Here is a 26,497-nt window from a genome sequence, read left to right as displayed (position 1 = left end):
GCCGACAAAGATTTGGGTGGTCCGGGAATACTTCTCGGCTTATGCTGCTTGTTGCGTTCATACGCAGATAAGCAGTTTTGAAAGGGCAGGCATCATGAGCACCTCACTGTTCGCGCACCGCGACTACCGACTGCTGTTCACCGCCCAGGTCGCGGCCCTGTTCGGGACCGGGCTCACCACCGTCGCCCTCGGTCTGCTCGCCTACGAACTGGCAGGCGGCAACGCGGCCATCGTGCTCAGCACCGCGCTGACGCTGAAGATGGTCGCCTACGTCACCGTCGCGCCGATCGCGGGCGCCTACGCGGGCAGGCTGCCGCGCAGGCAATTCCTGATGGCGCTCAACGGTGTGCGCGGCGCGATCGTGCTCGCCCTGCCCTTCGTCGACCAGATCTGGCAGATTTACGTGCTCATCACGCTGCTGCAGATCGCCTCGGCCGCCTACACCCCCACCTACCAGGCGGTTCTGCCCGACATCCTGCCCGACGAACGCGACTACACGAAGGCGCTGTCGGCCGCCCAGCTCGCGGCGACCATGGAAACGCTGCTCAGCCCGATGCTGGCGGCGCTGGCCCTGAGCCTGATCAGCTTCCACTGGCTGTTCGTCGGCACCGGCCTCGGTTTCGCGGTGTCGGTCGCCCTGGTGACGGCCGCCCGCATCCCGAACGCGGCGGTCGGTGACGGCGCGATCACCGAACGGCTCGCCGCCGGGCTGCGGCTGTTCGCGGCGACGCCGCGACTGCGTGGACTGCTCGGATTGAACCTGGTGGTCGCCGCGGCGGGCTCGGTGGTGATGGTCAACACCGTGAACTACGCGCGGGATGTACTGGGCGGCAACCAGTCCGGCGTCGCGCTGCTGCTCGCGGCGAACGGTCTCGGCACGATGTTCATCGCGCTCACCCTGCCCAAGATCCTGGACCGCCGCGGCGAACGCCCGGTCATGCTCACCGGGGCGGCGGTGCTGCTCACCGGCCTGACCGCGGCGCTCGTTCTCTCCACCCTGCCGACGGGCGAGTGGCACTGGCCCGCCGCCCTCACCACCTGGGCCACCATCGGTGCCGGCACCGCCCTGATCCTCACCCCCACGGGCCGAGTCCTACGCCGCTCCGCCCGACCGGAAGACCGTCCCGCCCTCTTCGCCGGCCAGTTCTCCCTGTCCCACCTCGCCTGGCTGATCACCTACCCGATCACCGGCTGGCTGGCCACCACTGCCGGCTTCACGACTACCTGGGCGACCCTGGCCGTTATCGCCGGCATCGGCACCGTCGCGGCGATCCGGCTGTGGCCCCGCCACGACCCGGCCGAGATCACCCATATCCACGAACTCGGCGCGGTCGACCCGGCGATCCTGGCCGACGCGATCCAGGTCGGCCCCCGGCACTTCCAGCACACCCACCCCTACGTGATCGACTCCGACCACCCGCGCTGGCCTGCCAAGACCCTGGCTTACGCCTGAATCCGACCCGGAAAGCGAACGACCCCCCGACTCGACGGTCGGGGGGTCGTTCGCGTCCGGTGGGCCGGACGGGGGAATCGGAAGCGACTACGCCTCGACGGACTCGCTGGCGCGTTCCTTGCTCAGCGCGACGGCCTGGTCGGTGCTCAGGCCCTGCTGCTTGGCGAGCAGATCGCGGATCTCGATGAGCAGTTCGGTCTCGGTGGGCTCGGCGTCCTTGGTGGTGCCGAACTTGTTCTTCAGCGACTTCATCGGGAGCATCAGCACGAAGTACAGGACCGCGGCGACCATGAAGAAGTCGATGAACGCGGTGATGATCGGGCCGAGCGCGATGAACGTCGCCGGCTTGTCGGCGATCAGCTGGACGCCGAGGCCCAGTTCGTTGGTCGAGCCGAACACCGCGAGCAGCGGATTGATGAGTCCCTTGCTGAACGAGGTGACCACCGCGGTGAACGCGGTACCCATCACGACCGCGACCGCGAGGTCGATGACGTTCCCGCGCATCAGGAAATCTTTGAACCCACTGAAAACAGACTTCATACCGAGCATCGAACTTCTACTCCTAGGGCTGGCTAACGGCAAACGGCGATGTTAATGCCAGTTCGAGTATCGCGGCGAATTCGCAGCAACGATCGAACCGCCCGCCCCCAGTATCAATTCCCACGCCCGCTCTCGCCACTCGAACGGCTGTCGCGCCGGATTCGCCTGTCCCGCGCGCGGATTGACCGCCCGGATCGTCGCGTCGTGCGATGGGCTGGGCGGCGGACCCGGCGAGGCCAGGTGTCGAGTCTCACGTTTGCGGGGGAGTAAGTGGTGCGGAACTGGGGAAACGTACTCAGGTGCGGCGGGCGAAGGAGCCGGGGCCCGCCTGGTCTCGGGGTTTGACGACGATGGTGTCGAGGTTGACGTGGGGAGGGCGGGTGGCCACGAAGCCGACGATTTCGGCGATGTCCTGGGCGTGCAGGGGATCGATGCCCTCGTAGACCTTGGCGGCGCGGTCGGCGTCGCCGTCGAAGCGGACCAGGGAGAACTCGGTTTCCACGGCGCCGGGGGCGATCTCGGTGAGGCGGACCGGCTTGCCGAGCAGCTCACCGCGCAGGGTGCGGTGGGCGACGGCCTGGGCGTGCTTGGCGGAGGTGTAACCGGAGCCGTTGTCGTAGGTGTGCAGGGCGGCGATGGAGGTGATGGTGACGATCAGGCCGTCGCCGGAGGCGATCAGCTTGGGGAGCAGCGCCTTGGTGACGCGCAGGGTGCCCACGACGTTGGTCTCCCACATCCAGCGCCAGTCGTCGAGGTCGGCGTCGATGACCGCGGCCATGCCTTTCGCGCCGCCCGCGTTGTTGACCAGCACGTCGACGTGGTCGATGGCGTCGGTGAACGCGCGTACCGATTCCTCGGAGGTGACGTCGAGTTCGATGGCGGTGCCGCCGATCTCCTCGGCGAGGCGCTGCACGCGGTCGAACCGGCGGGCACCGACGTAGACGTGATAACCCTGCTTCGCCAGTTCCCGGGCGGTGGCTTCACCGATTCCCGAGCTGGCCCCGGTGACGACAGCGGTGCGAATGCTCATGTTTGCCGATCTTATTCGCCCGCGATTCCCGGCCGCCATGGCTCCGATCACGGTGATGTCAGGCGTTCGCCGCGGCCGCGCAGCTGGGAAATCCTTCGCGACTGCGCCGATTAACCTGTCGGTATGGCTATTCGCGATGCTGTCAGTGCCGATGGAACGAGGATCGTCTACCGGGTGATCGGTACCGGTAGGCCACTGGTGCTGTTGCACGGGTGGGCCGGGAATCTGCGGTGCTGGGGGGCGGCCGCGGACGAGCTGGCCGAGCGCTATCGAGTGATCGCGGTCGACCTGCGCGGACACGGGTACTCCGACGACCCCGGCGCCGGTTACGACGACCCCAAAGCGTGGGCGGGCGATGTGGCCGCGGTGCTGGCCGCCGAGGGCGTCGACGCCGGTGCGGTGCTGCTGGGCTGGTCCTACGGTGGGATCGTCGCCACCGACTACCTCGCCACCTACGGCACCTCGGCTGTCGCCGGTGTCGTCTACTGCGGGGCGCCCGCCCATATCGGACGCGATGTGCCCGGTGCGGCACCGGGGCCGTCGATGGAGAAGGCGATTCCGGGCGTGTTCGACGAGGCCGCCGGGCGGGCGGTGCGGGCGTTCTCGGTGTTCGGCAATGCCAATACCGGGCCCGGCGCGGACAAGGGCGTCGACGCGCAGCGGCTGTTCGGCGGCAGTCTCGCGACCCCGCCCTCGGTGCGCAAGGCGTTGTTCTACCGCACGATCGACAACACCGAAACCCTGCGCGCCCTGGATGTTCCGGTTCTGGTGCTGCACGGCACCGATGACCCGGTGGTCCCGGCGGCCAATGGTCAGTACATCCTCGACAATGCCCCTGACGCTCGCGGTTCCTTCTGGGAAGGGGCTCTGCACGGGCTGTTCATCGAGGACCGGCCACGCTTCCTCGCCGAGGTCAGCGCGTTTGTCGACGCGCTGGAGTGAGCTCGGCGGGCCATACCTGCTCTGAATCGGCAATGTTTCAGAAACATGTCCGGGGCAGGTGAGGCCGACCTACTCTGAGCTCGACGGCCATTTCTGGCGGCCGGGCATGGAGGTGGCGCATGAGCGTCTTGACGCGATGTGTGCTGGCCCTCGTGGCAGGCCTGGTGTGCGCCGCCCCGGTCGCCGGAGCGAGTCCGGCCACCGACGCCGCGCGGCTGATTTCCGTCGAGCCCGGTCCCGGCCGCGTCGTCGAGCTCGTGGTGCACTCCGCCGCCATGGCGAAACCGGTGACCGTCGCGGTGCTGCCCGCGGCCGACCGTTCGGCGACGGCGCCGGTCCTGTATCTGCTCAACGGCGTCGACGGCGGTGTCGGCCCGGCCGGTGACTGGCGCGACGGCGGCAACTGGCTCACCCGCACCGACGCCGGCACCTTCTTCGCCGACAAACAGGTCACTGTCGTGATGCCGATCGGCGGCGCGGGCAGTTACTACGCCGACTGGCAGGCCGACGACCCCGTTCTCGGCCGTCAGCGCTGGACCACCTTCCTCACCCGCGAGCTGCCCCGCGTTATCGACCGTGAGTTCCACGGCACCGGGGCCAATGCCGTTGCGGGCGTGTCGATGGCGGGCACCGCCGCCTTCCAGCTCGCGCTCGCCGCGCCCGCGCTGTACAAGGCGGTCGGTTCCTACAGCGGCTGCGTCTCCACCAGCGGTCCGCAGGGTCATGCCATCGTCAACACCGTCGTCTCCGGCCAGAACGGTGACCCTGTGAACATGTGGGGACAACCCGGCGACCCGCTCTGGGCCGCCAACGATCCCTTCCTGCACGCCGAGCGCCTGCGCGGCCTGGCGATCTACGTCTCCTCCGGTACCGGTCTTCCCGGTGTACTCGACACCGTCGACGGGCCAGGGCTACACGGTGATTCGATCAAACTCGTCGACCAGCTGATCATCGGCGGCGCGCTCGACGCGGTCACCGCGCTGTGCACCCAGCAGCTCGCCACCCGCTTCCACGACCTGGCCATCCCCGCCACGGTCGACCTGCGCCCCAATGGAACTCACTCCTGGGGCTACTGGCGCGAGGATCTCCATCACTCCTGGCCGCTGTTCGCCGCGGCCCTGCGCGTCGGCTGAACGTTCCCGCAGGTCGCGCCGACGGCCGGTACCGACGTGACCTGCCTGCGGTTTTCGGTGCGGACTTCACCGCCGATTCCGGTGATGCGAATAAGTTCGCAGACATGTTGTGTCATGTTTCGCAATTCTCGGTATCCGATGAAAAGGTCCGGTCGGTCTATTCGCGGAGACGATATCTGTCGGCGGGTGCGCGGGTCGTGACGAGCAGACCAGGTGTCTGCGCAGGTAGGGTGATCGGTGTGATTGGTCTGCCGTGCTGATGTGATCGGCCTGTGATTGTTCTCGCTAACCAATCGGATCGAGCGTCCAGAGTTCAGGAAAATCTTCTGGGAATCGTCACAGACTTCCGCTGAATTCGTGTGTAGCGTTCTGGAATGTCGTTGGATCGTATGTGGAGAAGAGGATTCGGCGTCGAGAACGGAGTTCGATGATGTTTGGTCGGGCAGTGGGCGTACGGGTCGCAGTGGCCGTGCTGGGCTTGTTGGCCGGTGTCGTGGCCGGGGTGCCCGCAGCCGCTGAACCGGGGGCGGCGCACATCGAGGATCAGCGGGTCGAACCGGATCGCACCATCGATGTGGGCGTGTACTCACCGGCGATGGACATCGTCACCCGGGTGCGGGTGTTGCGGGCCGCCGATCCGAAAGCGCCCGCGCCGACGCTGTATCTGCTCAACGGGGTCGGCGGAGGTGCCGACGGCAACTGGCTCGATCGCACCGATGTCGTCGAGTTCTTCAAGGACAAACAGGTCAATGTGGTGATCCCGTTCGGCGGGGCCGGAAGCTATTTCGCCGACTGGCGAACCGACGACCCGGTGCTGGGCAAGCAGCGCTGGACCACCTTTCTCACCAGGGAACTACCGCCCGTGATCGACGCGGAGTTCGGCGGCACCGGCGCCAATGCCATCGCGGGACTGTCGATGGCGGGTACCTCGGTGTTCCAGCTCGCGCTCGCCGAGCCGGGCCTGTACCGGGCGATCGGGTCCTACAGCGGGTGCGTGCGCACGAGTGATCCACGCGGACAGGCGATCGTGCGGACGGTGGTGGGCAGCAGGCTCGGCAACGCGGCCAATATGTGGGGCCCACCCACCGATCCCGCGTGGTCGGCCAACGACCCCTACCTGCACGCGGAAGCGTTGCGCGGCACCGACGTCTACATCTCCTCTGGCACCGGCATTCCCGGACCGTACGACACCATCACCGCCGCCCAGGGCGACCCGGCGCAGCTGACCATGCAGTTGCTGTTCGGCGCCGGGCTCGAAGCCGTCACGAATCTGTGCACCCAGCAGCTGCGCGATCGACTGCAAACACTCGGCATCCCCGCGACCGTGGACATGCGCCCCAACGGCACTCACTCGTGGGGCTACTGGGAGCAGGACATGCACAAATCGTGGCCCGTGTTCGAGGCGGCGCTGCACCGCGCGTGACGGCCGAACGCGAGGGCCGAAATCCGCTCGCGCGCGGACCGCGGATCGGGCAGGCTCGACCACGACGAGGACGTGAACTCACTCACGAACACGCTGTGACAGCCGTCACCGAACCCGGTAGGGGCGACGGTGGCGGCGTCGCGGCGTGCACACTGGAGGGTGTGAGCCAGCGTCGTCCCGATCTTTTGCCCCATCGCATCGCGGTGCTATCGGTGCATACCTCGCCGCTGGCGCAGCCCGGTACGGGGGACGCGGGCGGGATGAATGTCTACGTGCTGCAAACCGCGCTCGAGCTGGCCAAACGGGGCACCGAGGTGGAGATCTTCACCCGGGCGACCTCCTCGGAGCTGCCGCCGGTGGCCGAGGCCGCACCCGGCGTGATCGTGCGCCACGTGGTCGCGGGCCCGTTCGAGGGACTCGACAAGCACGAGCTGCCCACCCAGCTGTGTCCGTTCACCGCCGAGGTGCTGCGCCAGGAAGCGCGGCATCTGCCGGGCCACTACGACCTCGTGCATTCGCACTACTGGCTGTCGGGCCAGGTCGGGTGGCTGGCACGCGACCGCTGGCGGGTGCCGCTGGTGCACACCGCGCACACCCTGGCCGCGGTGAAGAACGCCGCGCTGGCCGAGGGCGATACTCCCGAACCCGAGACCCGGGTGATCGGCGAGAAGCAGGTGATCGCCGAGTCCGACCGGCTGGTGGCCAACACCGGTGACGAAGCCCGTCAGCTCGTCGAGCTCTACGGCGCCTCGCCCGACCGCATCGACGTGGTGCCGCCCGGCGCCGACCTGACCCGTTACCGGCCCGGTGACAAGCTCGCCGCGCGCACCGAGCTCGGGTTGCGCGCCGACGAGCAGATCGTCGCGTTCATCGGCCGGATCCAGCCGCTCAAGGCCCCCGATGTCCTCGTGCGCGCGGCCGCCGAGCTCCTCGGCCGTGATCCGAGCCGCAAGCTGCGCGTGCTGATCGTGGGCGGGCCGTCCGGCACCGGACTGGCCAGGCCCGACGCGCTGATCGAACTGGCCGCCGACCTCGGCATCGCCGAACGGGTCACGTTCCTGCCGCCGCAGCCCGCCGACAAGCTCGTGCAGGTGTATCGCGCGGCCGATGTGGTGGCCGTGCCCAGCTACAACGAATCCTTCGGCCTGGTCGCCATCGAGGCGCAGGCCAGCGGTACCCCCGTTCTCGCCGCCGACGTCGGCGGTCTCGGCACCGCGGTCCGCAACCACGAATCCGGGTTGCTCGTGCCGGGGCATCGCACCCCCGACTGGGCCGACGCGCTGGCCGCCCTGCTCGACGATCCCGACCGGCTCACCCGCATGGGCGCCACCGCCGTGGAGCACGCCAGCCGGTTCTCCTGGGCGCACACCGCCGACGGCCTGCTCGACAGCTACGCTGCCGCGATGGCCGGATTCCGCACCGAACGCGGTCCCATCGCCCTGCACGCGGGCGAGACCAGGCAGGCCAGATCGCGGGCGCTGTTGCGGCGCCGGACGGGAGTGCGCAGGTGAGCGCCGTTTCGCAGGTAGTGGACGACACGCTGCGCGATCGCGAGATCGAGTACACCCGCCACGATGACGACACCTTCATCGTGGTGCTGCCCGGCGAGCGCAAGCTGAAGACCACGGTGATGCTGACCGTCGGCAAGCACGGTGTCCGCATCGAATCGTTCGTGTGCCGCAAGCCGGACGAGAACTTCGAAGGCGTCTACAAATACCTGCTGCGCCGCAACCGCCGCCTCTACGGCGTGGCCTACACCCTCGACAATGTCGGCGACATCTACCTGGTGGGCCGGATGTCCGCCGAGTCGGTCACCGCCGACGAACTCGACCGCATCTTCGGTCAGATCCTCGAGGCGGTCGACAACGACTTCAACATCCTGCTCGAGCTCGGGTTCGCCGAATCCATTCGCAAGGAATGGAAGTGGCGGGTCTCGCGCGGTGAGTCGCTGAAGAACCTGCGCGCCTTCGAGCACCTCATCGACGACGCCGACAAGGTCTGAGAACACCACGATGCCGGACAGGAAAGTTCCTGTCCGGCATCGTTTTTCAGCTCAGCAGTTCGTCGGGACCGGTTCGTTGCGGAAGCGGGCCTCGACGTAGTTCCACGCGTCCGGGAAACCCGCCACGGCGGCGGTCATGTGCTCGGAGATCTCGACCGTGTTCAGCTGGACCGGGGCACCCTGACCACACCAGCGGGCGATGGTCTCGGCGACCGGAGCGTACGGGGTGAGGATGTCGTACTTGCCCTGCCAGATGTAGGTGGGTGCGGTCGGCGCGCCCTGGAAGTGCACGAGGCTGTTCTCGCGCAACACCCCACGGGCCACCTGGCTGCCCATCAGCTCCTTGGACGCCGCCATCTGCTCGGCGTTGCGCAGGGCACCGTGGAACAGCAGGAAGCGACGGCACGCGTCCTTGGTGAATTCACGGAACCACAGGCCGTTCTCGTTGAGCTGGTCCGACACCGGCACCTGCTCGGGGTACTCGCGCTCGATGCCCATCGCGGCGGCGAAGGCGAGGCCGAAGCCGGGGTGCGGCGCGAAACCCAGTGCGTCGGCCATCAATTCGAGGTCGGCGGGGATGCCGCCGGACACCACGGCCGCGAGCTTCAGTTCCGGTGCGTAGGTGGGCTGCAGCGCACCCGCCCACGCGGTGGCCATGCCGCCGCCGGAGTAGCCGGCGATCGCCACCGGCGAGTTGCCGACGCCGAGCTCGGCGACCTTCTGCACCGCGCGCACGCTGTCGAGGGTGACCATGCCGCTGAGCTTGGCCGCACCATAGGCCACCGTCGGGCCGAGGTAATCGGGCACCGAGATCGCCCAGCCGCGCGCCAGCGGCAGCATGGCGCCCGGCGCGTCCTGCAGCTCGCCGTTGAACAGCGACTGCGACGGATTGCAGCGGGTGCCGATGGAGTTGATCAGCGCCTGGTACGACACCAGGGGCGGGTTCTTCACGCCGATCGGCATGAGCACGGTGGTGATGCCCATGATCGCGTTGCCCGCCGAATTGGTGGAGCGGAACGCGACCTGGTGGCCTTCGGTGCCCGGGTACATCCAGGTGTCGATGTGGCGGGTCCGCACAACGTCGCCGGGTGCCAGCGCGGCGATGTCGGCGGGTGCGGTGAAGAACGGATCCGGATCAGGCGTCGGATACAGCGGGTTCGCGCCCGCGGGCGCGGCGAACAAGCCCACAGATAGCAGACTCAACACCAGTACAGCGATTTTCGACACAGCTTTCCTTCATCAACAGTAGTGCTGCCCAACGAGATGACCCGACCCGTGTCGAAGTATCTAACGAAAACCTGTGATTTGTACCGACCAGTAGTCAAAGTGTCGCGTGCCACATGTTGTGATGACTCACATCAGGTGCGGGCGAGGTGTGCGGCGACGCGGCCCGGCACGGGAGGTAGGAGTGGTGATGGCGGTGCTTGCGCTCGATATCGGGGCAACGAAATTCGCTGCGGGACTTGTGGACCCGCACTACCGGCTGCACGGGGTGCGCCGGGCCCCCGCCGCCTCGAACGATCCGTGGGCGGCGTGTCGAGACCTTCTGGTCGCTGTGGCAGGTGACAACGAGGTGAGCGCGGTCGGGATCGGAGCGGCGGGGCCGGTCGATGTGCCCGCGGGAACGATCAGGCCGTTGAACCTGGCGGCGTGGCGCGGCGGGTTCGCGATCGTCGACCACGTGCGCGCGCTGTTCCCGAACGCGGTGGTGCGGTTGGCCATCGACGGCGCCTGTCTGGTGCTGGCCGAGCATCGGGTGGGCGGGTTGCGCGGGGTGGACAACGGCCTGGCCATGACGGTGTCCTCGGGAGTCGGTGGGGGGATCGTCGCCGACGGTCGGGTTGTGGTGGGGCGCACGGGAAACGCCGGTCACATCGGGCACATCGTGGTGCCCGGGGATGACACCGCCTGTCCCTGTGGGGGATTCGGGTGCGTCGAAGCGGTGGCGAGCGGAATGTCGTCGGTGCGCTGGGCGCGGGCACGTGGCTGGGCCGGGGCGAGCGGGATGGAGCTCGCCGAGGCCGCGCATCGTGGCGATCCGATCGCGCTCGCCGCCATGGCACGTGCGGGAACCGGCCTCGGTGCGGGAATCTCGTCGGCCGCCGTGCTACTGGATGTGGATCGGGTGGTGATCAGCGGCGGGTTCGCGCATTCGGGGGAGCCGCTGTGGGGACCGTTGCGCGCTGCCGTCGCCCGGCATGCGCGGCTCGAGTTCGTCGAGGAACTGTCGGTGGAACTGTCGACGTTGAGCGAAGGCGCCACACTGGTCGGTGCGGGGGTGCTAGCGGTCGAGGCCGCCGCGGATTGAGGCGATGTGAGGACTCTTCGGTCCGGCCGACAGTGTGCTCGGCGCGTTCGTTCGGCCTGGTCACCGGCGGGCGTAGCCTCCATGAGGTGGCTGCCGACTACGTGCCGGGCGATGTCGTCCATATACCGGAGGGTCCGTTCCAAGGAGTGTGCGCCGTAGTGCGCGAAGTCGACTCGGTGGCGTCACGATTACAGGTCGACGCGCTGGTCAAGGGCGGGCCGTACGAGATCGTCATCGGCTTCGACGAGGTGGAGTGGGCCTGACATCACCGCAATGTCAGAATGACCCCTATGACCTACACCCTCGTGCTACTGCGCCACGGCGAGAGCGAATGGAATGCCCTCAACCTCTTCACCGGTTGGGTGGACGTCCAACTCACCGACAAGGGCATCGCCGAGGGCAAGCGGGCCGGAGAGCTGCTCAAAGAAGCAGGCATCCTGCCCGATGTCGTCTACACCTCGCTGCTGCGCCGCGCGATCAGCACCGCGGACAACGCGCTCGGCACCGCCGACCGGCTGTGGATCCCGGTCGTGCGCGACTGGCGCCTCAACGAGCGCCACTACGGCGATCTGCAGGGCAAGAACAAGGAGCAGGTCCGCGAGCAGTACGGCCAGGAGCAGTTCATGCTGTGGCGCCGCAGCTACGACACCCCGCCGCCGCCGATCCAGCCCGACAACGAGTACAGCCAGGAAGGCGACCCGCGCTACGCGGGCATCGAGGTCCCCGAGACCGAGTGCCTGCTCGACGTCGTCAAGCGGATGGTCCCGTACTGGGAAGACACCATCTCCAAGGAGTTGCTGACCGGCAAGACCGTGCTGGTCGCCGCGCACGGCAACTCGCTGCGCGCGCTGGTCAAGCACCTCGACGGCATCTCCGATGAGGACATCTCCGGCTTGAACATCCCCACCGGCATTCCGCTGGTCTACGAACTGGACGAGAACATGCGCCCGGTGAAGGCCGCCGAATATCTGGACCCGGCCGCTGCCGCCGCCGGTGCCGCCGCTGTCGCCAGCCAGGGCGGCAAGTAACTCCCAGCGCTTCGGCCCCACACCGTCCAACGGTGTGGGGCCGTCGTGTTTTCCGGGCGATGTCACACTCGCGGGGGCTGTGTCGTCACCTCGGTAGATACCGCGAAACACGCGGCTGCCGAAGGAGTTACGCCATGTACACCGCCTACGTCATCGTCACTGTCGTCGCCGCACTGTGGGTGGGGTTCTCGGCGTTCTCGCTGGTGCGCCGGGCACCGTTCGTGGTGGAGCCGCTGGTGGAATACGGCGTACCGCAGACCTGGTGGACACCGCTGGGCATCGCCAAGGCCCTCGGGTCGATCGGGCTGCTGGTCGGCCTGTTCGTGCCGGTGATCGGGGTTCTCGCCGCGATCGGGCTGATCCTGTACTTCGCGGGTGCGGTGGTGACGGTATTGCGGGCGCGGTCGTACAAGACGGTCGCGTTCCCGGTGCTGTACCTGGCGCCGGTCGCCGTGGCGCTGGGTTTGGGGATCGCCGCCTGAACGTCCCGGCACGGCCGAGGCCGGCGTGATCGTGTGGATGACGACGCATCCCCACGATTGCGCCGGCCCGACCGTGTGTCAGGCGTCGGCGACCGCGAAGGCCGCCGACAGTGGAGGCAACATCGCGCGGGCATCGAGGCCGGCGAACCAGAGGCCGACGGTGAAGACCGAGGTCGCCTCCAGATATCTGGCGCGGTGCAGACCGCCCGCGGTAAACGGTTGCAGGGCCAGTTCTTCGGCGAGCCGGGCCACTGTCTGTACCGCCGCCGCGTCGTCGCCGCAGATCGGGACGGCCAACCGCACACCGTCGAAGACTCGGTCGGCGCCCGCCCACACCTCGGCGGCGAGGAGGTTGAAGGCCTTGACCACGTGGGCTTTCGGCGCGGCCGCGGCGATACGTTCGGCCACCGCGTCCTCGCTCAGGACGAACGCGGTGACGCCGTCGGGTGCCGATTCGTCGGGCAGGAACGCGTTGGTGCAGTCGATGACGATCTTTCCGGCCAGCTCGGCGCCGTGTGTGGTGAGCAGTTCGGTGAGCGCGCTCACGGGTACCGCGAACAGCACTACCTCGGCGAAGGCGATCGCCGCGCTGATCGTCGCCGGTCGCACGTCGACCGGAGATCTGCTCGCCCGGTCGGCAGCCGGTCCGCTGATCGCGCTGATCTCGGACGCGAGTGCCTGCGCCGAGTCGGCCGAGCGGGCCCCGATCCGCACCTCGTGGCCCGCCGTGGCCCAGCCGCCACCCAAAGCGGACGCCATCGCGCCCGCGCCGATGATTCCGATACGCATGAGAACTCCCGTGATTCGTGCCGAGCCCGGTGGCATCGGCCACACCGACGCTAGAAAGGCCGAAAGGCACCCGCGGGTGCCTTTCGGCGGTGGCACGCTGGTACCCATGACCGCCGCCGAACCGGTGCAATACCCGCCCTACGGTGACTACGAGGCCGACTGCCCCGCGCGAATGGCGGTGGACCTGTTCGCGAACTCGTGGCTGCCGGTGGTGGTGTACCTGTTGCGCGATGGTCCGCAACGTCACAGCGAACTTCTGACGGGGGCCGGTGGGATCAGTCAGAAGATGTTGACCCAGACGTTGCGGCGGATGGAGCGGATGACGCTCGTACGCAGGCGGCGGTATGCCGAAGCGCCGCCGCGAGTGGAGTACGAACTCACCGAAGCGGGCCGCGATCTGCTGGTTCCGATTTATGCGCTCGGCGCATGGGTCGACCGACACGGGCCCGCGGTGACCACCGCGATGTACGGCGAACCGCCCGGCTGACACGCCCGGCGAAGGTCCAGGTGCCCGCTGGGTGAACGGCAAAAGAACGCCATGCCAAGTGCCTGTGACCTGCGCGAAACTTCGTCGACCCGCCGACGTTATGTCGGTCCGCACTCGTACGATCAATCTTGTGAGTGTTCCGCAGGCCGTGCTGTTGGCAGTCCTCGCGGCTGTCGTCGGGCTGGCAGTCGGTGGCCTGCTGATCCCGTTCGTCAATGCCAGGCAGGCCGCCCGCACCCAGGAAGACACCGGGCTGACGATGTCGCAGGTGCTCGACCTGATCGTGCTCGCCTCCGAGTCCGGCATCGCGGTGGTCGACGAATACCGCGATGTGGTGCTGGTGAATCCGCGCGCCGAGGAACTCGGGCTGGTCCGTAACCGGTTGCTCGACGAACGCGCGTGGGCCGCCGTGGAGAAGGTCCTCGCGACCGGCGAATCCGCCGAATACGACCTCACCGCCAAGAACCCGCTACCCGGCCGCGGCCGGATCGCCGTGCGTGGTGTGGCCCGCAAACTCTCCCGCGAGGAAACCAGCTTCGTCGTGCTGTTCGCCGACGACGATTCCGAGCAGGCCCGCATGGAGGCGACGCGGCGCGATTTCGTCGCCAACGTCAGCCACGAACTCAAGACCCCCGTCGGCGCGATGAGCCTGCTGGCCGAGGCCATGCTGGAATCGGCCGACGACCCCGAGGCCGTGCGCCACTTCGGCTCGCGCGTGCTGGGCGAATCGCGGCGCCTGGGCAAGATGGTGACCGAGCTGATCGCCCTGTCGCGATTGCAGGGCGCCGAGAAACTGCCCGACCTGGCCGTGGTCGACGTCGACACGGTGGTGCAGCAGGCGGTCGACCGCTCGCGCACCGCCGCCGAGGCCGCGGGCATCACCGTCAGCACCGACCGGCCCAGCGGGCTGGAAGTGCTCGGCGACGAAACGTTGCTGGTGACCGCGCTGTCGAATCTGGTGGAGAATGCGATCGCGTATTCACCACAGGGTTCGCATGTGTCGGTGAGCCGGTCGCTGCGCGGCGATCATGTCGCGATGGCGGTCACCGATCGTGGCATCGGGATCGCCAAGGAAGACCAGGAACGGGTGTTCGAGCGGTTCTTCCGCTCCGACAAGGCCCGCTCCCGCTCGACCGGCGGCACCGGGCTCGGCTTGGCCATCGTGAAACACGTGGCGGCCAACCACAACGGCGAAATCACCCTGTGGAGCAAACTGGGCACCGGCTCGACGTTCACGCTGCGCATCCCCGCCCATCTGGAAACCGATGGGGACGAGGACGCGGAACAGACGCCGGAGTCCACCACGAGAGAAACCACCGTCCCGCGCACTCTCGCGGGACGAACGAACGGTGTGGAGGCACGCAGATGACGAGTGTGTTGATCGTCGAAGATGAGGATTCGCTGGCGGAGCCGCTGGCGTTCCTGCTTCGCAAGGAAGGCTTCGACGTCACCGTCGTCGGCGACGGCCCGTCCGCGCTGGCCGAATTCGACCGCTCCGGCGCCGATATCGTGCTACTGGACCTGATGCTGCCCGGCATGAGCGGCACCGACGTGTGCAAGCAGTTGCGCACGCGCAGCGGCGTGCCGGTGATCATGGTGACCGCCCGCGACAGCGAGATCGACAAGGTCGTCGGGCTGGAACTGGGCGCCGACGACTACGTCACCAAGCCGTATTCGGCGCGCGAGCTGATCGCGCGGATCCGGGCCGTGCTGCGCCGCGGCGCCGGTGACGAGCTGGACTCCGGCAGCGAGAACGGCGTGCTCGAGGCTGGACCGGTGCGGATGGATGTGGACCGCCACACCGTGCACGTCAACGGTGGTCAGGTCACCCTGCCGCTCAAGGAGTTCGACCTCCTCGAGTACCTGCTCCGCAACTCCGGCCGCGTGCTGACCCGCGGCCAGCTGATCGACCGCGTCTGGGGCGCCGACTACGTGGGCGACACCAAGACCCTCGACGTGCACGTCAAGCGCCTGCGCTCGAAGATCGAGGCAGACCCGGCCAAGCCGGAACACCTGGTGACTGTGCGAGGACTCGGCTACAAGCTCGAGGCTTGACACCACCCCGAGAACGAAAGGATCCCGTCGGCACACCGACGGGATCCTTTTCGTTCATAGACGGAATGACTGATCTAGCGAGAACATGGGTAACTCACCGGGCACGAGCCAACGAACTGGATGCCTTGCCGCCGGCCGCGTACATAGGTCACCCGCACCTAGATCTGGCCAAGAGTCGCGGAGAGGCGGTCAGAGCACGCTCCAGGCGGTGCCGAGGGGGGTGTCGATCTTCTTCAGGGCGACCACTTCCACGCCGTCGAACTGCTTGCAGTCGTAGATCGGCACGTCGGCGCCGTTGCCGCGGCAGCCGATGGGCGAGGAGGTGCCCTTCGTGCTGATGATGATGTATTTGCCGTTCTTGGCGGCGTCGATCGCGGCCGGGTCGTTGTAGTTCACGAAGTCGGCCGTGAAGTCCGCGTACGCGGCCGGATCACCGTTCGGTTCGGCATTGGCCAGGCCGGTCATGGAGAGGGTCGCGCCGATCGCGAGGGTCGCTGCGTAGATCGCTTTCTTGGACATGAACAGCTATCCAACCCGAGTTCGGTGACGGATGCACGACCTACAGATGAACCGAATGGTTACGAGGCTTTCACTCCGCGTGATTCGATCTGTGAGGTTCGGGGTTCATCCGCTCGGCTTCGACCGTCGCCGGATGCACCGCGACCAGGCCGAGGCCCTCGCGCCGGCGGCAGTGCTTGGCGAGTTCGTCGTAGGCGGGCGCACCGAGCAGCTCACGCAGTTCCGGGCCGTAGGACTGCCAGACCGGCTTCGCGCCGACGTGGGCGTCGGGAGAGCCCGTGCAGTACCAATCCAGATCCAGGCCGCCGGGTCCCCAGCCGCGCCGGTCGTATTCGGTGACCACGGTGCGCAGGATCTGCTCGCCATCCGGGCGTTCCACCCAGTCCTGGGTGCGCCGGATCGGCAGCTGCCAGCACACGTCCGGCTTCACTTCCAGGGGTTCGATGCCCTTGCGCACGGCCATGATGTGCAGCGCGCAGCCGGGGCCCGCCGCGAATCCGGGACGGTTGAGGAAGATGCAGGCGCCGTCGAAGCGACGGGTGCGCAGGGCCGGTTCGTCCTCGAGTTCGTCGAGTTCGAGGTAACCCTTCTTGACGACCTTGCCGTTCTCGGTGGCCTCGCCCATCAGCTGCCAGTCGTCGGGTGTGAGCATCTTCACAGCACCGCTGAGGCGCTTGCGGTCGTCCTTGTCGGCCAGGAAAGCGCCGTGTGAGCAGCAGCCGTCGTCGGGGCGTTCGGCGATGATGCCCTGGCAGGCGGGCGTGCCGAACACGCACGTCCAGCGCGACAGCAGCCACGTCAGATCGGCGACGATCTGGTGCTCGTCGTTTGCTGGATCGGTGAACTCGATCCACTCCCGTGGGAAATCGAGCTCGACTTCCGGGGTTGGGTCGATCTTTCGCCCAGGTCGGAGCCCGGTCTCCGCGGTGCCAGATGCGCCTTCGGTCACAACTCGTGACGCTAACAGTTCAGTCGCCTGGCCTGCTGTACCGGATCACCAAGTACCGTATTCGTGTGCGGCTTGGTGTTCTCGATGTCGGAAGCAATACCGTCCACCTGCTCGTGGTGGACGCGCATCGTGGTGGCCACCCGATGCCGATGAGCTCGACGAAGTCGGCGTTGCGCCTGTCCGAGAGCATGGATTCGGTGGGCCGGATCACCGAGGAGGGCGAGGCGCGGCTGATCGCGACCATCCTCGAATTCGCTGATCTGGCACGCAATTCCAAGTGCGTGGAGCTGATGCCGTTCGCCACCTCGGCCCTGCGCGAGGCAACCAATTCCGAGGAAGTGCTCGCCCGCGTCCGTGCGATGACCGGAGTCGATCTGCAAGTGCTCTCCGGCGACGACGAGGCCAGGCTGACGTTTCTCGCGGTGCGCCGCTGGTTCGGCTGGAGCGCGGGCCGGATCATCAATCTCGACATCGGCGGCGGCTCGCTGGAGCTGTCCAACGGTGGCGACGAGGAACCCGACGTGGCGCTGTCACTGCAACTCGGCGCGGGCAGGCTCACCAGGGAGTGGCTGCGCGACGACCCGCCGGGCAAGCGCAAGATCGCGGTCCTGCGCGACTGGCTCGACGCCGAACTGGTCGTCCCGTCCAAGACGATGATCGACGCGGGCAGGCCCGACCTGGCCGTGGGCACCTCGAAGACATTCCGTTCGCTGGCCCGGCTGACCGGCGCGGCACCCTCGGCGGCCGGTCCGCGGGTGCGACGTACACTGACCAGCTCCGGTCTGCGCCAGCTGATCGCGTTCATCTCCCGGATGACCGCGTCGGACCGCGCGGAACTGGAAGGCGTGAGTTCGGATCGGTCCCAGCAATTGGTGGCCGGCGCATTGGTCGCGGAGGCGAGTATGCGGGCGTTGTCGCTCGACAGCATCGAAATCTGCCCATGGGCGCTGCGCGAAGGCCTCATCTTGCGCAAACTGGACTCCGAGCCCAACGGAGGTGGACCGGCCGCGGTGCCGCCGGTCACGCCGGTCGCGGAAGTGGAGTCGGCATGAGTAGCGAGGATTCTAAACAGCTATCGGTGGCTGAGCTGCTGGCGCGCAACGCCGCGCAAGGGGCCGCGCCCGCGACCTCCGGTGGCGGTGGACGACGACGGCGCAGCGGGCGCGGACTCTCGGTCAACGATCTGACCGGTGAGAACGCGGCGGTCAAGCCGAACTCGCACGCCGCGCCCGCGCCGGAACCCCCGCCCGCGTATGTCCCGCCGCCGACCTACGCCCCCGAGCCCGCGCCCAGTTACGAACCGCCCGCGAGTTACCAGCCCGCGCCCTACCCGCCGCCCGGTCCGGCCGAACCGGCCTTCTCGCCGATGTCAGGCCCGATCACCCGATTCGACCCCGATGCGGGGTACTCCGCGCCCGATCCGCGCGACCCACTCGGACTTGCCGAACAGCGACCGTCGTCCGATCCGTTCGGGCCGTTCCGTGCCGAAGCGCGCGATGCCGGTTCTCGTGGGGGAGGACGCGGTCCGGGTCGCCTCGGTGTTCCCGGCGGTCCCACGCAGCCGGTCGATCCCGGTATCGCCGAGATGTTCGGTTCCGGTGCGCTGCCCGCGGTCGGCGGGGGCAGACGGCATCGACCGGATGAGCCCGAGGTCGCCCCGTACGCCGAGCCGCCGAAACCGCCGCCGGTCACCGGCGGCCGGGCCGCGCGCAGGCGAGCCGCCGAAGCCGCGGAAGAAGCCATCGAGGCGAGCCCGGCGCCGGGCCGCCCGTCGTTCGACGCGCCGCTCTACGAGGCGGGCATCGACGCGCCACAGGCCTTCATGGGCAGGCCGGGGCAGTCGCGTGGATTGGACGCGCTCCCCGATATCGGGCCCGGTTTCGACAATCAGGCCGGATCGGGCTTCGACGAGCATCGGGGCACCGGGTCCTTCGACAGCCGGCCAGGGCAGGGCTTCAACGGCCGACCGGGAGAGTCTTTCGACGGCAGGCCCGCGTCGGGCTTCAACGGGCGGCCGGGCGAGTCTTTCGATGGTCAGCCTGGCAACGGGCGGCCGGGCGCCGAGCCCGCGCGAGGTTTCAACGGGGCGGGGCGTAACGGCGCCCCCGGCCTGAACGGGCAGCCCGCGCCGGGTCGTGTCGACGCGGCGCAAGCCTTCAACGGATATCCGCCGCCGGGCGCCGAAGCCACCCAGGCCTACAACCTCGCGCCGGGCACCGACGCCCCGCCTGCCCGCGGCGCGGATCAGCGCCCCTCGCTGGATCGCCGGCGGGGCGAGCCGAAGTCCGGCGGGCTGCCGTCGTGGTCGGCGCGCAGGCATCGTCCGGACAAGAACGCACCCGCGCCGGAGAGCGGTGGTTTCCCGACGGCCGCGTGGTCGCCGGTCAGCCAGGAGCAGCCGCTGGTGTCCGGGCAGTCGGTGGCCGGGGACCTGCTGCGCCAGCGCGCCGAACGCGGCCCCGACGCCGACGCGCACACCGAGGTCGTCTACCGAGTCGGCGCCGACCAGGCCGACGACGAGGACACCGACGACTACGCCGAGTCCGATTACGTCGACCGCGATTACGTCGACAACGACTACTCCGACGCCGACTACGCCGAATCCGAGTACGACGACGCGGCATTCGACGACGATGACGACTACGACGACGACTACGAACCCAAGCCGACCAGGGCGAGCAGGCGTGCCGCGACCAAGGCTGCCGCCGTGACCCTGGCCGATCGGGCGAGGGCGAAGGTGGCGAGCCGGGCCAAGTCGAAGACCGGCAGCGTCGCCGAGTCGCGAGCCGCGAGCAGATTGTCGGGTAACCGAGCGGGCGGGTCGGTGGCCGGCCGTGCCGCGCGCGTATCGAGCATGGCGCGCGGCGGCGACGACAACGCCAACCGCCGCCAGTGGATGATCCTGGGCGCGCAGAGCGCGGGCGCGGCGGTCGCCGGAATGTTGCTGTTCAAGGGTTTCGAGACGTTGTGGGAGTCGATGGCGTTGGTGGCGCTGGCGCTGGCGACGGTCGTGATCCTCGGTCTGGTGGCGCTGGTTCGCATCCTGCGCCGCACCGACGACATCTACAGCACTGTGATCGCCGTCGTCGTGGGCGTCTTCGTGACGCTGGGACCGCTAGCCTTTCTCCTCAGTACCAGCTGAATACAGGGAGTGGGCTGTGGGGAACGCACGGGCGGACATCGCGATCGGGCTGTCGACGGCCTCGGTGTATCCGGAGAACACGCAGGCGGCGTTCCGCTATGCCGCCGAATTGGGTTACGACGGTGTGGAATTGATGGTCTGGGCCGAGCCGGCCAGCCAGGACATCGCGACGGTGCAGTCCTACGCGAAGCGCTACGGCATCCCGGTGCTGGCTGTGCACGCGCCGTGTCTGCTGATCTCCCAGCGGGTCTGGGGTGCCGACCCGGTGGCCAAGCTGGAACGCAGCGTGCGGACCGCGGAGGCGCTCGGCGCCGACACCGTGGTGGTGCACCCGCCGTTTCGCTGGCAGCGCCGCTACGCGCGAGGTTTCGCCGATCAGGTCGGTGAGCTCGAGGCGCATCACCCGGTCAAGGTGGCCGTGGAGAACATGTTCCCGATGCGGGCCGACACCCTGTTCCGCGACGGCGCGGTGCGCAGACTGGAACGGCGCGCGGGCCCCGGCCGCGCGGTGAGCGCGTTCAGCCCGTCCTTCGATCCGACCGACACCGGCTTCGATCACTACACCCTCGACCTCTCGCACACCGCGACCGCGGGCGCCGACGCGCTCGAGCTGGCGCGCCGGATGGGCGAGGGCCTGGTCCACCTGCACCTGGCCGACGGTCGCGGCGCCGCGCACGACGAGCACCTGGTGCCCGGCGACGGCACCCAGCCCTGCGCGCAACTGTGTGAACACCTGATACACACCGGTTTTCGCGGCCACGCGGTCGCCGAGATCAACACCCAGAACGCGCGAACCACCGCCGAACGCTCCACCCAGCTGGCGCGCACCCTCGATTTCGCACGCCGCCACCTCACCGGCGCCACCCCCGACCCCCAACCTCGCCACGCCGACCTGCCATAACGGAACGCGAGACGGAGTCAGCCGGATCCGTCACCACCAACGACCACCACCACCCTGGCCGGGTAGTCCTGATGTGTCTCTACCCCAAGGGGCCCGCCCCGATCTGGACTGACCGGAGGGTGCGACGAAGGAGTACCCGGAGGGAGGGAAGATCGGGGCCTCCAGGGCCCCGCTCGAGCGCGCCAGCGCTCCAAAAACACAGCCCCCAACTATCCCGGACTCGGTAACCCCGATGCGTCACTTGCTCGCATCGCGATGTGTCACCTGCTCGCATCCCGATACGTCACTTGCTCGCATCCCGATGTGTCACCTGCTCGCATCCCGATACGTCACCTGCTCGCATCCCGATACGTCACCACCTGCTCGAACCTCGATGCGTCACCACCTGCTCGAACCCCACCCCCTGCCCAGCGCGGAATACACCGGCCATCACCAAGCTTGTACGCTGTACGAACTGCTGTGGCCCCCCGACCAGGAGTGACGATGACGCGAGAACTCGCGACCGACGCGCCGTTCAGTCAGGTCCTCGACCTGACCGAGCTCACCACCACCGATGCCGAGACCGGCCGCTACGCCGGCGTCATCGCGCCCACCTGGACCATCGGCCCCAAAGTCCACGGCGGCACCATGGTCGCGGCCACCGCCGCCGCGGCGACCCGCTGGCTCACCGAGGCCGACGAATCGCTCGCCCAGATGGCGCCCATCGCGGCCAGCACCGACTTCCTCGGCGCCCCCGACCCCGGTGAGGTCGAATACGCGGTGCACATCCGCAAGAAGGGCCGCCAGATCTGCCTGGCCGACGTGGACCTGATCCAGAACGGCCGCACCCTCGTCCGGACCGCATTCACCTTCGGCCACCTCGACTCCACCGAGACGCGCTGGAGCGGCCCCGACACCGACATGCCCGCCGAGCCGGTCGACGAGGCGTTCCGCTACTCCGCCGATTCGCCCATGGGCAAGATCGTGCACGTCAGCCAGGGCGCCCACATGGTGATCGACCCGACCTGGGGTGAATTCCTGCGCGGTGAGACCGGCCCGCCCCGGCTGCGGCTGTGGATCCGCCCGTTCGACGGCGACGAAGCCGATCCGCGGGCCCGCGCCGCCTTCGCGATGATGGCCGCCGACATCAGCCCGCCGGTGCCGATGAACCTCGGCCACTTCGGTTGGTCGCCGACCGTGCAGATGACCACTTATCTGCGCCGCGTCCCCGCGCCCGGCTGGCTGCGCGTCATCGCGACCGCCCGTGAGGTCGGTGAGCGGATGTTCGACGAGGACCACCTGGTCATCGACTCGACCGGTGCGGTCGTCGCCCAGAGTCGCCAGCTGGCCCTGATCCCGGCGGCACGCTGACGCCACCGGGCCAACTAACCTTGTCCTCATGACGAGAATTGCGGTGGTCGGTGGCGGTCGGATCGGTGAGGCGCTGGTGGCCGGATTGCTGGAATCCGGTCGGGCGACCAAAGATCTGGTCGTGGTCGAGCCGATCGCCGCGCGCGCCGCGCAGCTGGCCGAGCGCTTCAAGGTGCGGGTGAGCGGTTCGGTCGCCGACGCCGTCGAGGGCGCCGACATCGTGGTGATCGCGGTGAAGCCCGGCGTGGTCGACTCGGTGCTCACCGATCTGTCCAAGGCCGACCTCGACAACGGTCGCGATCAGGTGCTCGTCTCGCTGGCCGCCGGTGTCTCCACCGCCCGGCTGGAGTCGAAACTGCCCGCCGGTTTCCCGGTGGTGCGGGTGATGCCGAACACGCCGATGCTGGTCGGGCAGGGTATGAGTGTGCAATCGCCCGGTCGCTACGCCAAGCCGGAGCAGCTCGAGCAGGTCGGCGAGATGCTCGAAGCCGTCGGCAAGGTGGTGACGGTGCCCGAGGCGCAGATGGACGCGGTCACCGCGGTTTCCGGTTCGGGACCGGCGTATTTCTTCCTTGTCGTCGAGGCGATGATCGATGCGGGCGTCGGCCTGGGCCTGACCCGCGAGGTGGCCAGCGAACTGGTCGTGCAGACCATGATCGGTTCGGCGGCGCTGCTGGACGAGACCGGGCAGAGCGCGGCGGAGCTCCGTGCCGCGGTCACCTCGCCCGGTGGTACCACCGCCGCGGCACTGCGCGAACTCGAACGTGGTGCGCTGCGCTCGACGTTCACCGAGGCGCTACACGCGGCCAAGCAGCGGTCCGCCGAACAGGGCGCAACGAACGAGTGACAAACGGGTACCCGGTTTGAAAACCGATTTCTCACACCCGTCGCAGTAATCCCACTGGTCCCGCTAAGCTCGTAGAAGCACGTGCGTGTCTGTTCCGCTGGTGGGGAAGCCGGCGGCGCGGGCGTGCCGGAGGTCAATGGTGCCATGATGTCTGCGAACAGAATGTCAAGTAATCCATCGGCGTCGGGCGGTGGTTCGGGTTCGCCCGCTCCACGGGTCGGCGCCACCCCGCAAACGGTGATCGGCGGTGGCACTCAGTTTCTCACCGTCGCCGAAGTCGCCGATCTCATGCGGGTGTCGAAAATGACGGTGTACCGGCTCGTGCACTCGGGTGAACTGCCCGCGGTGCGTGTCGGACGCTCGTTCCGAGTGCACGCGAAGGCGGTGCACGACTACCTGGAGACGTCGTACTTCGACGCCGGATGACGTAGTTCGGCCAGGTACAAGGGCGGTTTCGTTGCTGCTCGGGTGCCCCGGTAGCATGGACAACTGGTTCGTGTCCGCCTGCCGGTGGCACCGTTCGTGGTGTCCGGTTGCCCCGGCGGCGCGGACGCCAAACGACGCACGTGAACACCGCGTGTGTATGCCGAGTAGAGAGAACGCGAGGAAACCCTATGGGTTCTGTGATCAAGAAGCGCCGCAAGCGTATGTCGAAGAAGAAGCACCGCAAGCTGCTTCGCCGCACGCGTGTTCAGCGGCGCAAACTCGGCAAGTAAGCCTGCGTACCGCGACGAGCCCGTCACCTTCCAGGTGGCGGGCTCGCGCTGTGAAATACGCGGGTTTGTGAAGCTCATCGGTCGAGGACGGGTCGCCGATGTTAAAAGCTTGTAGATCGTGACGGCGAGTGGCGCGAATGCGGCTACTCTGGTACGCGAAACACGATGAGCAGGGGGCTTTGAGTGGGGTCAGGTTCGAGTTCCGATACACGGGAACGACACGCACCGAGAGTTGTGCTGGTCACGGGTGCCAGCCGCTTCTTCGGTGGCAATGTCGCGGCACGTTTGGCTGCCGAACCCGGCGTCGAACGTGTCATCGCGGTGGATACCGTCACTCCCAGCCGTGAGCTCCGGCGAAAAATGGGTAGTGCCGAGTTCGTGCGTGCCGATATCCGGAATCCACTGATTCGCAAAGTCGTCGAGGGCAACGACGTCGATACCGTCGTGCACGCGGCTGTGCTCACCCGTCCGCCCGCCGGTGGCGGTCGCGCGGTGATGAAAGACCTCAATGTCCTGGGCGCGATGCAATTGCTCGCCGTGTGTCAGAAAGCGCCGACGGTGCGCCGCGTGGTGGTGCGATCGTCGTCGGCGGTGTACGGCTGCAGTGCCAAGGATCCGGCGAAATTCACCGAGGAAATGGGCGCGCGCACTCCGCCCGCGGGGTGGTTCGCACGCGACATGATCGATATCGAGGCGCTGGTGCGTGGAATGGCGCGGCGCAGGCCCGATATTTCCGCATCGATTCTGCGTTTCGCGCCGATCGTCGGTCCTCGCCTGGCCGATCGGGGCGTGCAATATCTGCGTTCGCCGATCACCCCGACCGTTCTCGGTCGCGAAGCCCGACTGCAATTGCTGCACGAGGAAGACGCGGTCGCGGTGCTGGTGCACGCGGCGCAGCGCGCACACGGTGGCACGGTCAATATCGCCGGTGACGGCGCGCTGGCCATGTCGCAGGCGATCCGCCGTGCCGGGCGCATCGTCGCGCCGGTTCCCTTTTTCGTCTTCCGCACGGTCGGTCGCTCGCTGATGGGCCCGATCATGCGCGGATTCAGTGGCGAACAACCCGACTATTTCTACTTCGGCTGCGGGCTCGACACCACCCGTATGCGAACCGAACTCGGCTTCACCCCACGCTGGACCACGGTCCAGGCATTCGATGACTTCATCGCGGGCGCAGCGTTGCGGCCCGTCTTCGATCCGGCCTGGATCGACGCCGCGGAACACAAACTGCTCGGCCTCATCGGGGCCGGTACAGGAGCGCGTACATGAACGAGGGAGCGAAAGTCATTCGTCTCGACGTGAATGTCGAGACCCGGCAGCGACCGCAGACCCGGCGATGGCCGGACCAGCCGACGCAGGCGATGCCGGTCACCTCCCTCAGTGAGCGTCGACCGGGAATGCCCGCCCGCCCGCCGAAGTCGCTGACCGACATCGTGCGCGATGCCGTCGGCGAGCAGATCGAACGGACCGCCGAGTTCGCGCGCCGCAGGCTCACCGGGGACTACCAGGTCGACGAGTTCGGCTACGACCGGCACCTGCTCGAATCGGTGATCCTGCCCGCGCTCCGGCCGCTGTCGGACTACTGGTTCCGGGTCGAGGTCGCGGGGATCGAGAACATCCCCGCCGTGGGTGGCGCGCTGCTGGTCGCCAATCACGCGGGCACCGTGCCGATCGACGGGCTGATGCTGCAGCTGGCCGTGCACGACAAGCATCCGCATCAGCGGGCGCTGCGGCTGCTGGCCGCCGACCTCATCTTCGAGATGCCGTTGCTCGGCGCGCTGGCACGCAAGGCCGGGCACACGCTGGCCTGCCATCCCGATGCCGAGCGGCTGCTGCGCGCCGGGCACATCGCCGGCGTGTTCCCGGAAGGGTTCAAGGGCGTCGGAAAGAACTACGCCGACCGGTACAAGCTGCAACGGTTCGGGCGCGGCGGATTCGTGTCGGCGGCGGTGCGGGCCGGGGTGCCGATCATTCCGGTCTCGATCGTCGGTTCCGAGGAGATCTACCCCAAACTCGCCGATATCAAGCCGCTGGCACGCCTGCTCGGGCTGCCGTACTTCCCGGTGACGCCGCTGTTCCCGCATCTGGGGCCGCTGGGCGCGGTGCCGATGCCGTCGAAGTGGTACATCGAATTCGGTGAGCCGATCGCGACCACGGCGTTCGAGCCGGAAGAGGCCGACGACCCGATGACGATGTTCGAGGTCACCGACCAGGTCCGCGAGACCATCCAGCAGACGCTCTACAAGCTGCTGGCCAAGCGCCGGAACGTGGTTCTGGGGTAGATCGTTCGGGATCACTTGTTCGGTAGTCCCAGGCAGGGTTGAGGCTGTGTTTGTTGGAGCGCTGGCGCGCTCGAGTCGCGGCCCTGAGGGGCCGCCGGTTAGGCACCGGTGCTTGCTCC

Annotated in this window: 28 protein-coding genes; 22 read left to right on the top strand and 6 right to left on the bottom strand. The window is 68.0% G+C overall.

What is annotated here, in order from left to right; all coding sequences use genetic code 11:
• Positions 1–94 precede the first annotated feature (94 nt).
• The gene (locus ACWGCN_RS12650) at positions 95–1,453 is read left to right on the top strand and encodes an MFS transporter (protein WP_379312899.1); all 1,359 of its coding nucleotides are present in this window, start codon (positions 95–97) and stop codon (positions 1,451–1,453) included.
• 87 nt (positions 1,454–1,540) lie between these two features.
• Here ACWGCN_RS12650 and mscL read toward each other — a convergent pair whose 3' ends face one another.
• Together mscL and ACWGCN_RS12640 are read right to left on the bottom strand one after the other, a co-directional pair.
• A complete protein-coding gene (gene mscL / locus ACWGCN_RS12645) occupies positions 1,541–1,993 on the bottom strand; it encodes a large conductance mechanosensitive channel protein MscL (RefSeq protein ID WP_378634088.1) in 453 nt (150 codons plus the stop codon).
• Positions 1,994–2,288: 295 nt separating this feature from the next.
• Positions 2,289–3,023, bottom strand: coding sequence for an SDR family NAD(P)-dependent oxidoreductase (locus tag ACWGCN_RS12640; RefSeq protein ID WP_387445665.1), 735 nt, complete (start codon positions 3,021–3,023; stop codon positions 2,289–2,291).
• 123 nt (positions 3,024–3,146) lie between these two features.
• Here ACWGCN_RS12640 and ACWGCN_RS12635 point away from each other — a divergent pair, with 123 nt between their 5' ends.
• The 5 genes from ACWGCN_RS12635 to ACWGCN_RS12615 all read left to right on the top strand — a co-directional run bounded on the left by ACWGCN_RS12635 (position 3,147) and on the right by ACWGCN_RS12615 (position 8,523).
• Positions 3,147–3,965: an alpha/beta fold hydrolase gene (locus tag ACWGCN_RS12635; RefSeq protein WP_378634094.1), complete on the top strand. Its 819-nt coding sequence runs from the start codon at positions 3,147–3,149 to the stop codon at positions 3,963–3,965.
• 119 nt (positions 3,966–4,084) lie between these two features.
• The gene (locus ACWGCN_RS12630; protein WP_452459710.1) at positions 4,085–5,098 is read left to right on the top strand and encodes an alpha/beta hydrolase; all 1,014 of its coding nucleotides are present in this window, start codon (positions 4,085–4,087) and stop codon (positions 5,096–5,098) included.
• A gap of 430 nt (positions 5,099–5,528) precedes the next feature.
• A complete protein-coding gene (locus tag ACWGCN_RS12625) occupies positions 5,529–6,521 on the top strand; it encodes an alpha/beta hydrolase (RefSeq protein ID WP_378991236.1) in 993 nt (330 codons plus the stop codon).
• Between the two features lie 152 nt (positions 6,522–6,673).
• A complete protein-coding gene (mshA, locus tag ACWGCN_RS12620; protein ID WP_378991234.1) occupies positions 6,674–8,032 on the top strand; it encodes a D-inositol-3-phosphate glycosyltransferase in 1,359 nt (452 codons plus the stop codon).
• Positions 8,029–8,523 (top strand): type III secretion system chaperone family protein, encoded by a 495-nt coding sequence (locus ACWGCN_RS12615; protein ID WP_378991050.1) that lies wholly within the window; start codon positions 8,029–8,031, stop codon positions 8,521–8,523. The genes mshA and ACWGCN_RS12615 overlap by 4 nt, the downstream gene beginning before the upstream one ends.
• A 51-nt stretch (positions 8,524–8,574) precedes the next feature.
• On the opposite strand, the gene ACWGCN_RS12610 is transcribed toward ACWGCN_RS12615, so the two are convergent.
• Positions 8,575–9,750, bottom strand: a complete 1,176-nt coding sequence (locus ACWGCN_RS12610) for a lipase family protein (protein WP_378991049.1) — start codon at positions 9,748–9,750, stop codon at positions 8,575–8,577.
• Between the two features lie 187 nt (positions 9,751–9,937).
• Here ACWGCN_RS12610 and ACWGCN_RS12605 point away from each other — a divergent pair, with 187 nt between their 5' ends.
• The 4 genes from ACWGCN_RS12605 to ACWGCN_RS12590 all read left to right on the top strand — a co-directional run bounded on the left by ACWGCN_RS12605 (position 9,938) and on the right by ACWGCN_RS12590 (position 12,341).
• Entirely contained in the window at positions 9,938–10,831 is an 894-nt protein-coding gene (locus ACWGCN_RS12605; RefSeq protein ID WP_452459711.1) for an ROK family protein, read from the top strand.
• Positions 10,832–10,917: 86 nt separating this feature from the next.
• A complete protein-coding gene (locus tag ACWGCN_RS12600) occupies positions 10,918–11,094 on the top strand; it encodes a KOW domain-containing RNA-binding protein (protein ID WP_170112119.1) in 177 nt (58 codons plus the stop codon).
• A gap of 27 nt (positions 11,095–11,121) precedes the next feature.
• Positions 11,122–11,859 carry a phosphoglyceromutase gene (locus ACWGCN_RS12595; protein ID WP_452459712.1) on the top strand — a complete coding sequence of 246 codons (738 nt, stop codon included), beginning with the start codon at positions 11,122–11,124 and terminating at the stop codon, positions 11,857–11,859.
• 134 nt (positions 11,860–11,993) lie between these two features.
• Positions 11,994–12,341, top strand: a complete 348-nt coding sequence (locus ACWGCN_RS12590) for a DoxX family protein (protein ID WP_452459713.1) — start codon at positions 11,994–11,996, stop codon at positions 12,339–12,341.
• A 78-nt stretch (positions 12,342–12,419) separates the two neighbouring features.
• Here the strand turns inward: ACWGCN_RS12590 and ACWGCN_RS12585 are convergent, their stop codons facing one another.
• Complete coding sequence (locus tag ACWGCN_RS12585) at positions 12,420–13,130, bottom strand: NADPH-dependent F420 reductase (protein ID WP_452459714.1); 711 nt, start codon at positions 13,128–13,130, stop codon at positions 12,420–12,422.
• Positions 13,131–13,236: 106 nt separating this feature from the next.
• Between ACWGCN_RS12585 and ACWGCN_RS12580 the strand changes: the two genes are divergently transcribed.
• The 3 genes from ACWGCN_RS12580 to ACWGCN_RS12570 all read left to right on the top strand — a co-directional run bounded on the left by ACWGCN_RS12580 (position 13,237) and on the right by ACWGCN_RS12570 (position 15,672).
• Positions 13,237–13,617, top strand: a complete 381-nt coding sequence (locus ACWGCN_RS12580; RefSeq protein WP_379298636.1) for a winged helix-turn-helix transcriptional regulator — start codon at positions 13,237–13,239, stop codon at positions 13,615–13,617.
• A gap of 130 nt (positions 13,618–13,747) precedes the next feature.
• A complete protein-coding gene (locus ACWGCN_RS12575) occupies positions 13,748–14,986 on the top strand; it encodes a sensor histidine kinase (RefSeq protein WP_056816211.1) in 1,239 nt (412 codons plus the stop codon).
• Entirely contained in the window at positions 14,983–15,672 is a 690-nt protein-coding gene (locus tag ACWGCN_RS12570) for a response regulator transcription factor (RefSeq protein WP_056814516.1), read from the top strand. Before ACWGCN_RS12575 ends, ACWGCN_RS12570 begins: the two co-directional genes overlap by 4 nt.
• Positions 15,673–15,861: 189 nt before the next feature.
• Here the strand turns inward: ACWGCN_RS12570 and ACWGCN_RS12565 are convergent, their stop codons facing one another.
• Entirely contained in the window at positions 15,862–16,191 is a 330-nt protein-coding gene (locus ACWGCN_RS12565; RefSeq protein ID WP_378634123.1) for a hypothetical protein, read from the bottom strand.
• A gap of 70 nt (positions 16,192–16,261) precedes the next feature.
• Positions 16,262–17,140 (bottom strand): hypothetical protein, encoded by an 879-nt coding sequence (locus tag ACWGCN_RS12560; RefSeq protein ID WP_452459715.1) that lies wholly within the window; start codon positions 17,138–17,140, stop codon positions 16,262–16,264.
• Positions 17,141–17,205: 65 nt separating this feature from the next.
• On the opposite strand from ACWGCN_RS12560, the gene ACWGCN_RS12555 reads away from it, so the two are divergent.
• The 9 genes from ACWGCN_RS12555 (at position 17,206) to ACWGCN_RS12515 (ending at position 26,378) form a co-directional block, all read left to right on the top strand.
• Positions 17,206–18,192 carry a Ppx/GppA phosphatase family protein gene (locus ACWGCN_RS12555; protein ID WP_378634128.1) on the top strand — a complete coding sequence of 329 codons (987 nt, stop codon included), beginning with the start codon at positions 17,206–17,208 and terminating at the stop codon, positions 18,190–18,192.
• Positions 18,193–18,218: 26 nt separating this feature from the next.
• A complete protein-coding gene (locus ACWGCN_RS12550) occupies positions 18,219–20,282 on the top strand; it encodes a hypothetical protein (RefSeq protein WP_449967533.1) in 2,064 nt (687 codons plus the stop codon).
• A gap of 16 nt (positions 20,283–20,298) precedes the next feature.
• A complete protein-coding gene (locus ACWGCN_RS12545) occupies positions 20,299–21,183 on the top strand; it encodes a sugar phosphate isomerase/epimerase family protein (RefSeq protein ID WP_378991040.1) in 885 nt (294 codons plus the stop codon).
• A gap of 483 nt (positions 21,184–21,666) precedes the next feature.
• The gene (locus ACWGCN_RS12540) at positions 21,667–22,533 is read left to right on the top strand and encodes a thioesterase family protein (protein ID WP_379316156.1); all 867 of its coding nucleotides are present in this window, start codon (positions 21,667–21,669) and stop codon (positions 22,531–22,533) included.
• Positions 22,534–22,561: 28 nt separating this feature from the next.
• On the top strand, positions 22,562–23,380 hold the full coding sequence (gene proC / locus ACWGCN_RS12535; RefSeq protein WP_378634139.1) for a pyrroline-5-carboxylate reductase: 819 nt from the start codon (positions 22,562–22,564) through the stop codon (positions 23,378–23,380).
• Between the two features lie 144 nt (positions 23,381–23,524).
• Positions 23,525–23,806: a helix-turn-helix domain-containing protein gene (locus tag ACWGCN_RS12530; protein ID WP_228537168.1), complete on the top strand. Its 282-nt coding sequence runs from the start codon at positions 23,525–23,527 to the stop codon at positions 23,804–23,806.
• A gap of 188 nt (positions 23,807–23,994) precedes the next feature.
• The gene (locus tag ACWGCN_RS12525) at positions 23,995–24,096 is read left to right on the top strand and encodes a 30S ribosomal protein bS22 (RefSeq protein ID WP_003402602.1); all 102 of its coding nucleotides are present in this window, start codon (positions 23,995–23,997) and stop codon (positions 24,094–24,096) included.
• A gap of 234 nt (positions 24,097–24,330) precedes the next feature.
• On the top strand, positions 24,331–25,365 hold the full coding sequence (locus ACWGCN_RS12520; protein ID WP_378991038.1) for an NAD-dependent epimerase/dehydratase family protein: 1,035 nt from the start codon (positions 24,331–24,333) through the stop codon (positions 25,363–25,365).
• The gene (locus ACWGCN_RS12515) at positions 25,362–26,378 is read left to right on the top strand and encodes a lysophospholipid acyltransferase family protein (protein ID WP_378991037.1); all 1,017 of its coding nucleotides are present in this window, start codon (positions 25,362–25,364) and stop codon (positions 26,376–26,378) included. The genes ACWGCN_RS12520 and ACWGCN_RS12515 overlap by 4 nt, the downstream gene beginning before the upstream one ends.
• The last annotated feature ends 119 nt before the right edge of the window (positions 26,379–26,497 follow it).

This window comes from Nocardia sp. NPDC055050 (assembly GCF_053608345.1).
This window is presented reverse-complemented; position numbering and strand designations above follow the sequence as displayed.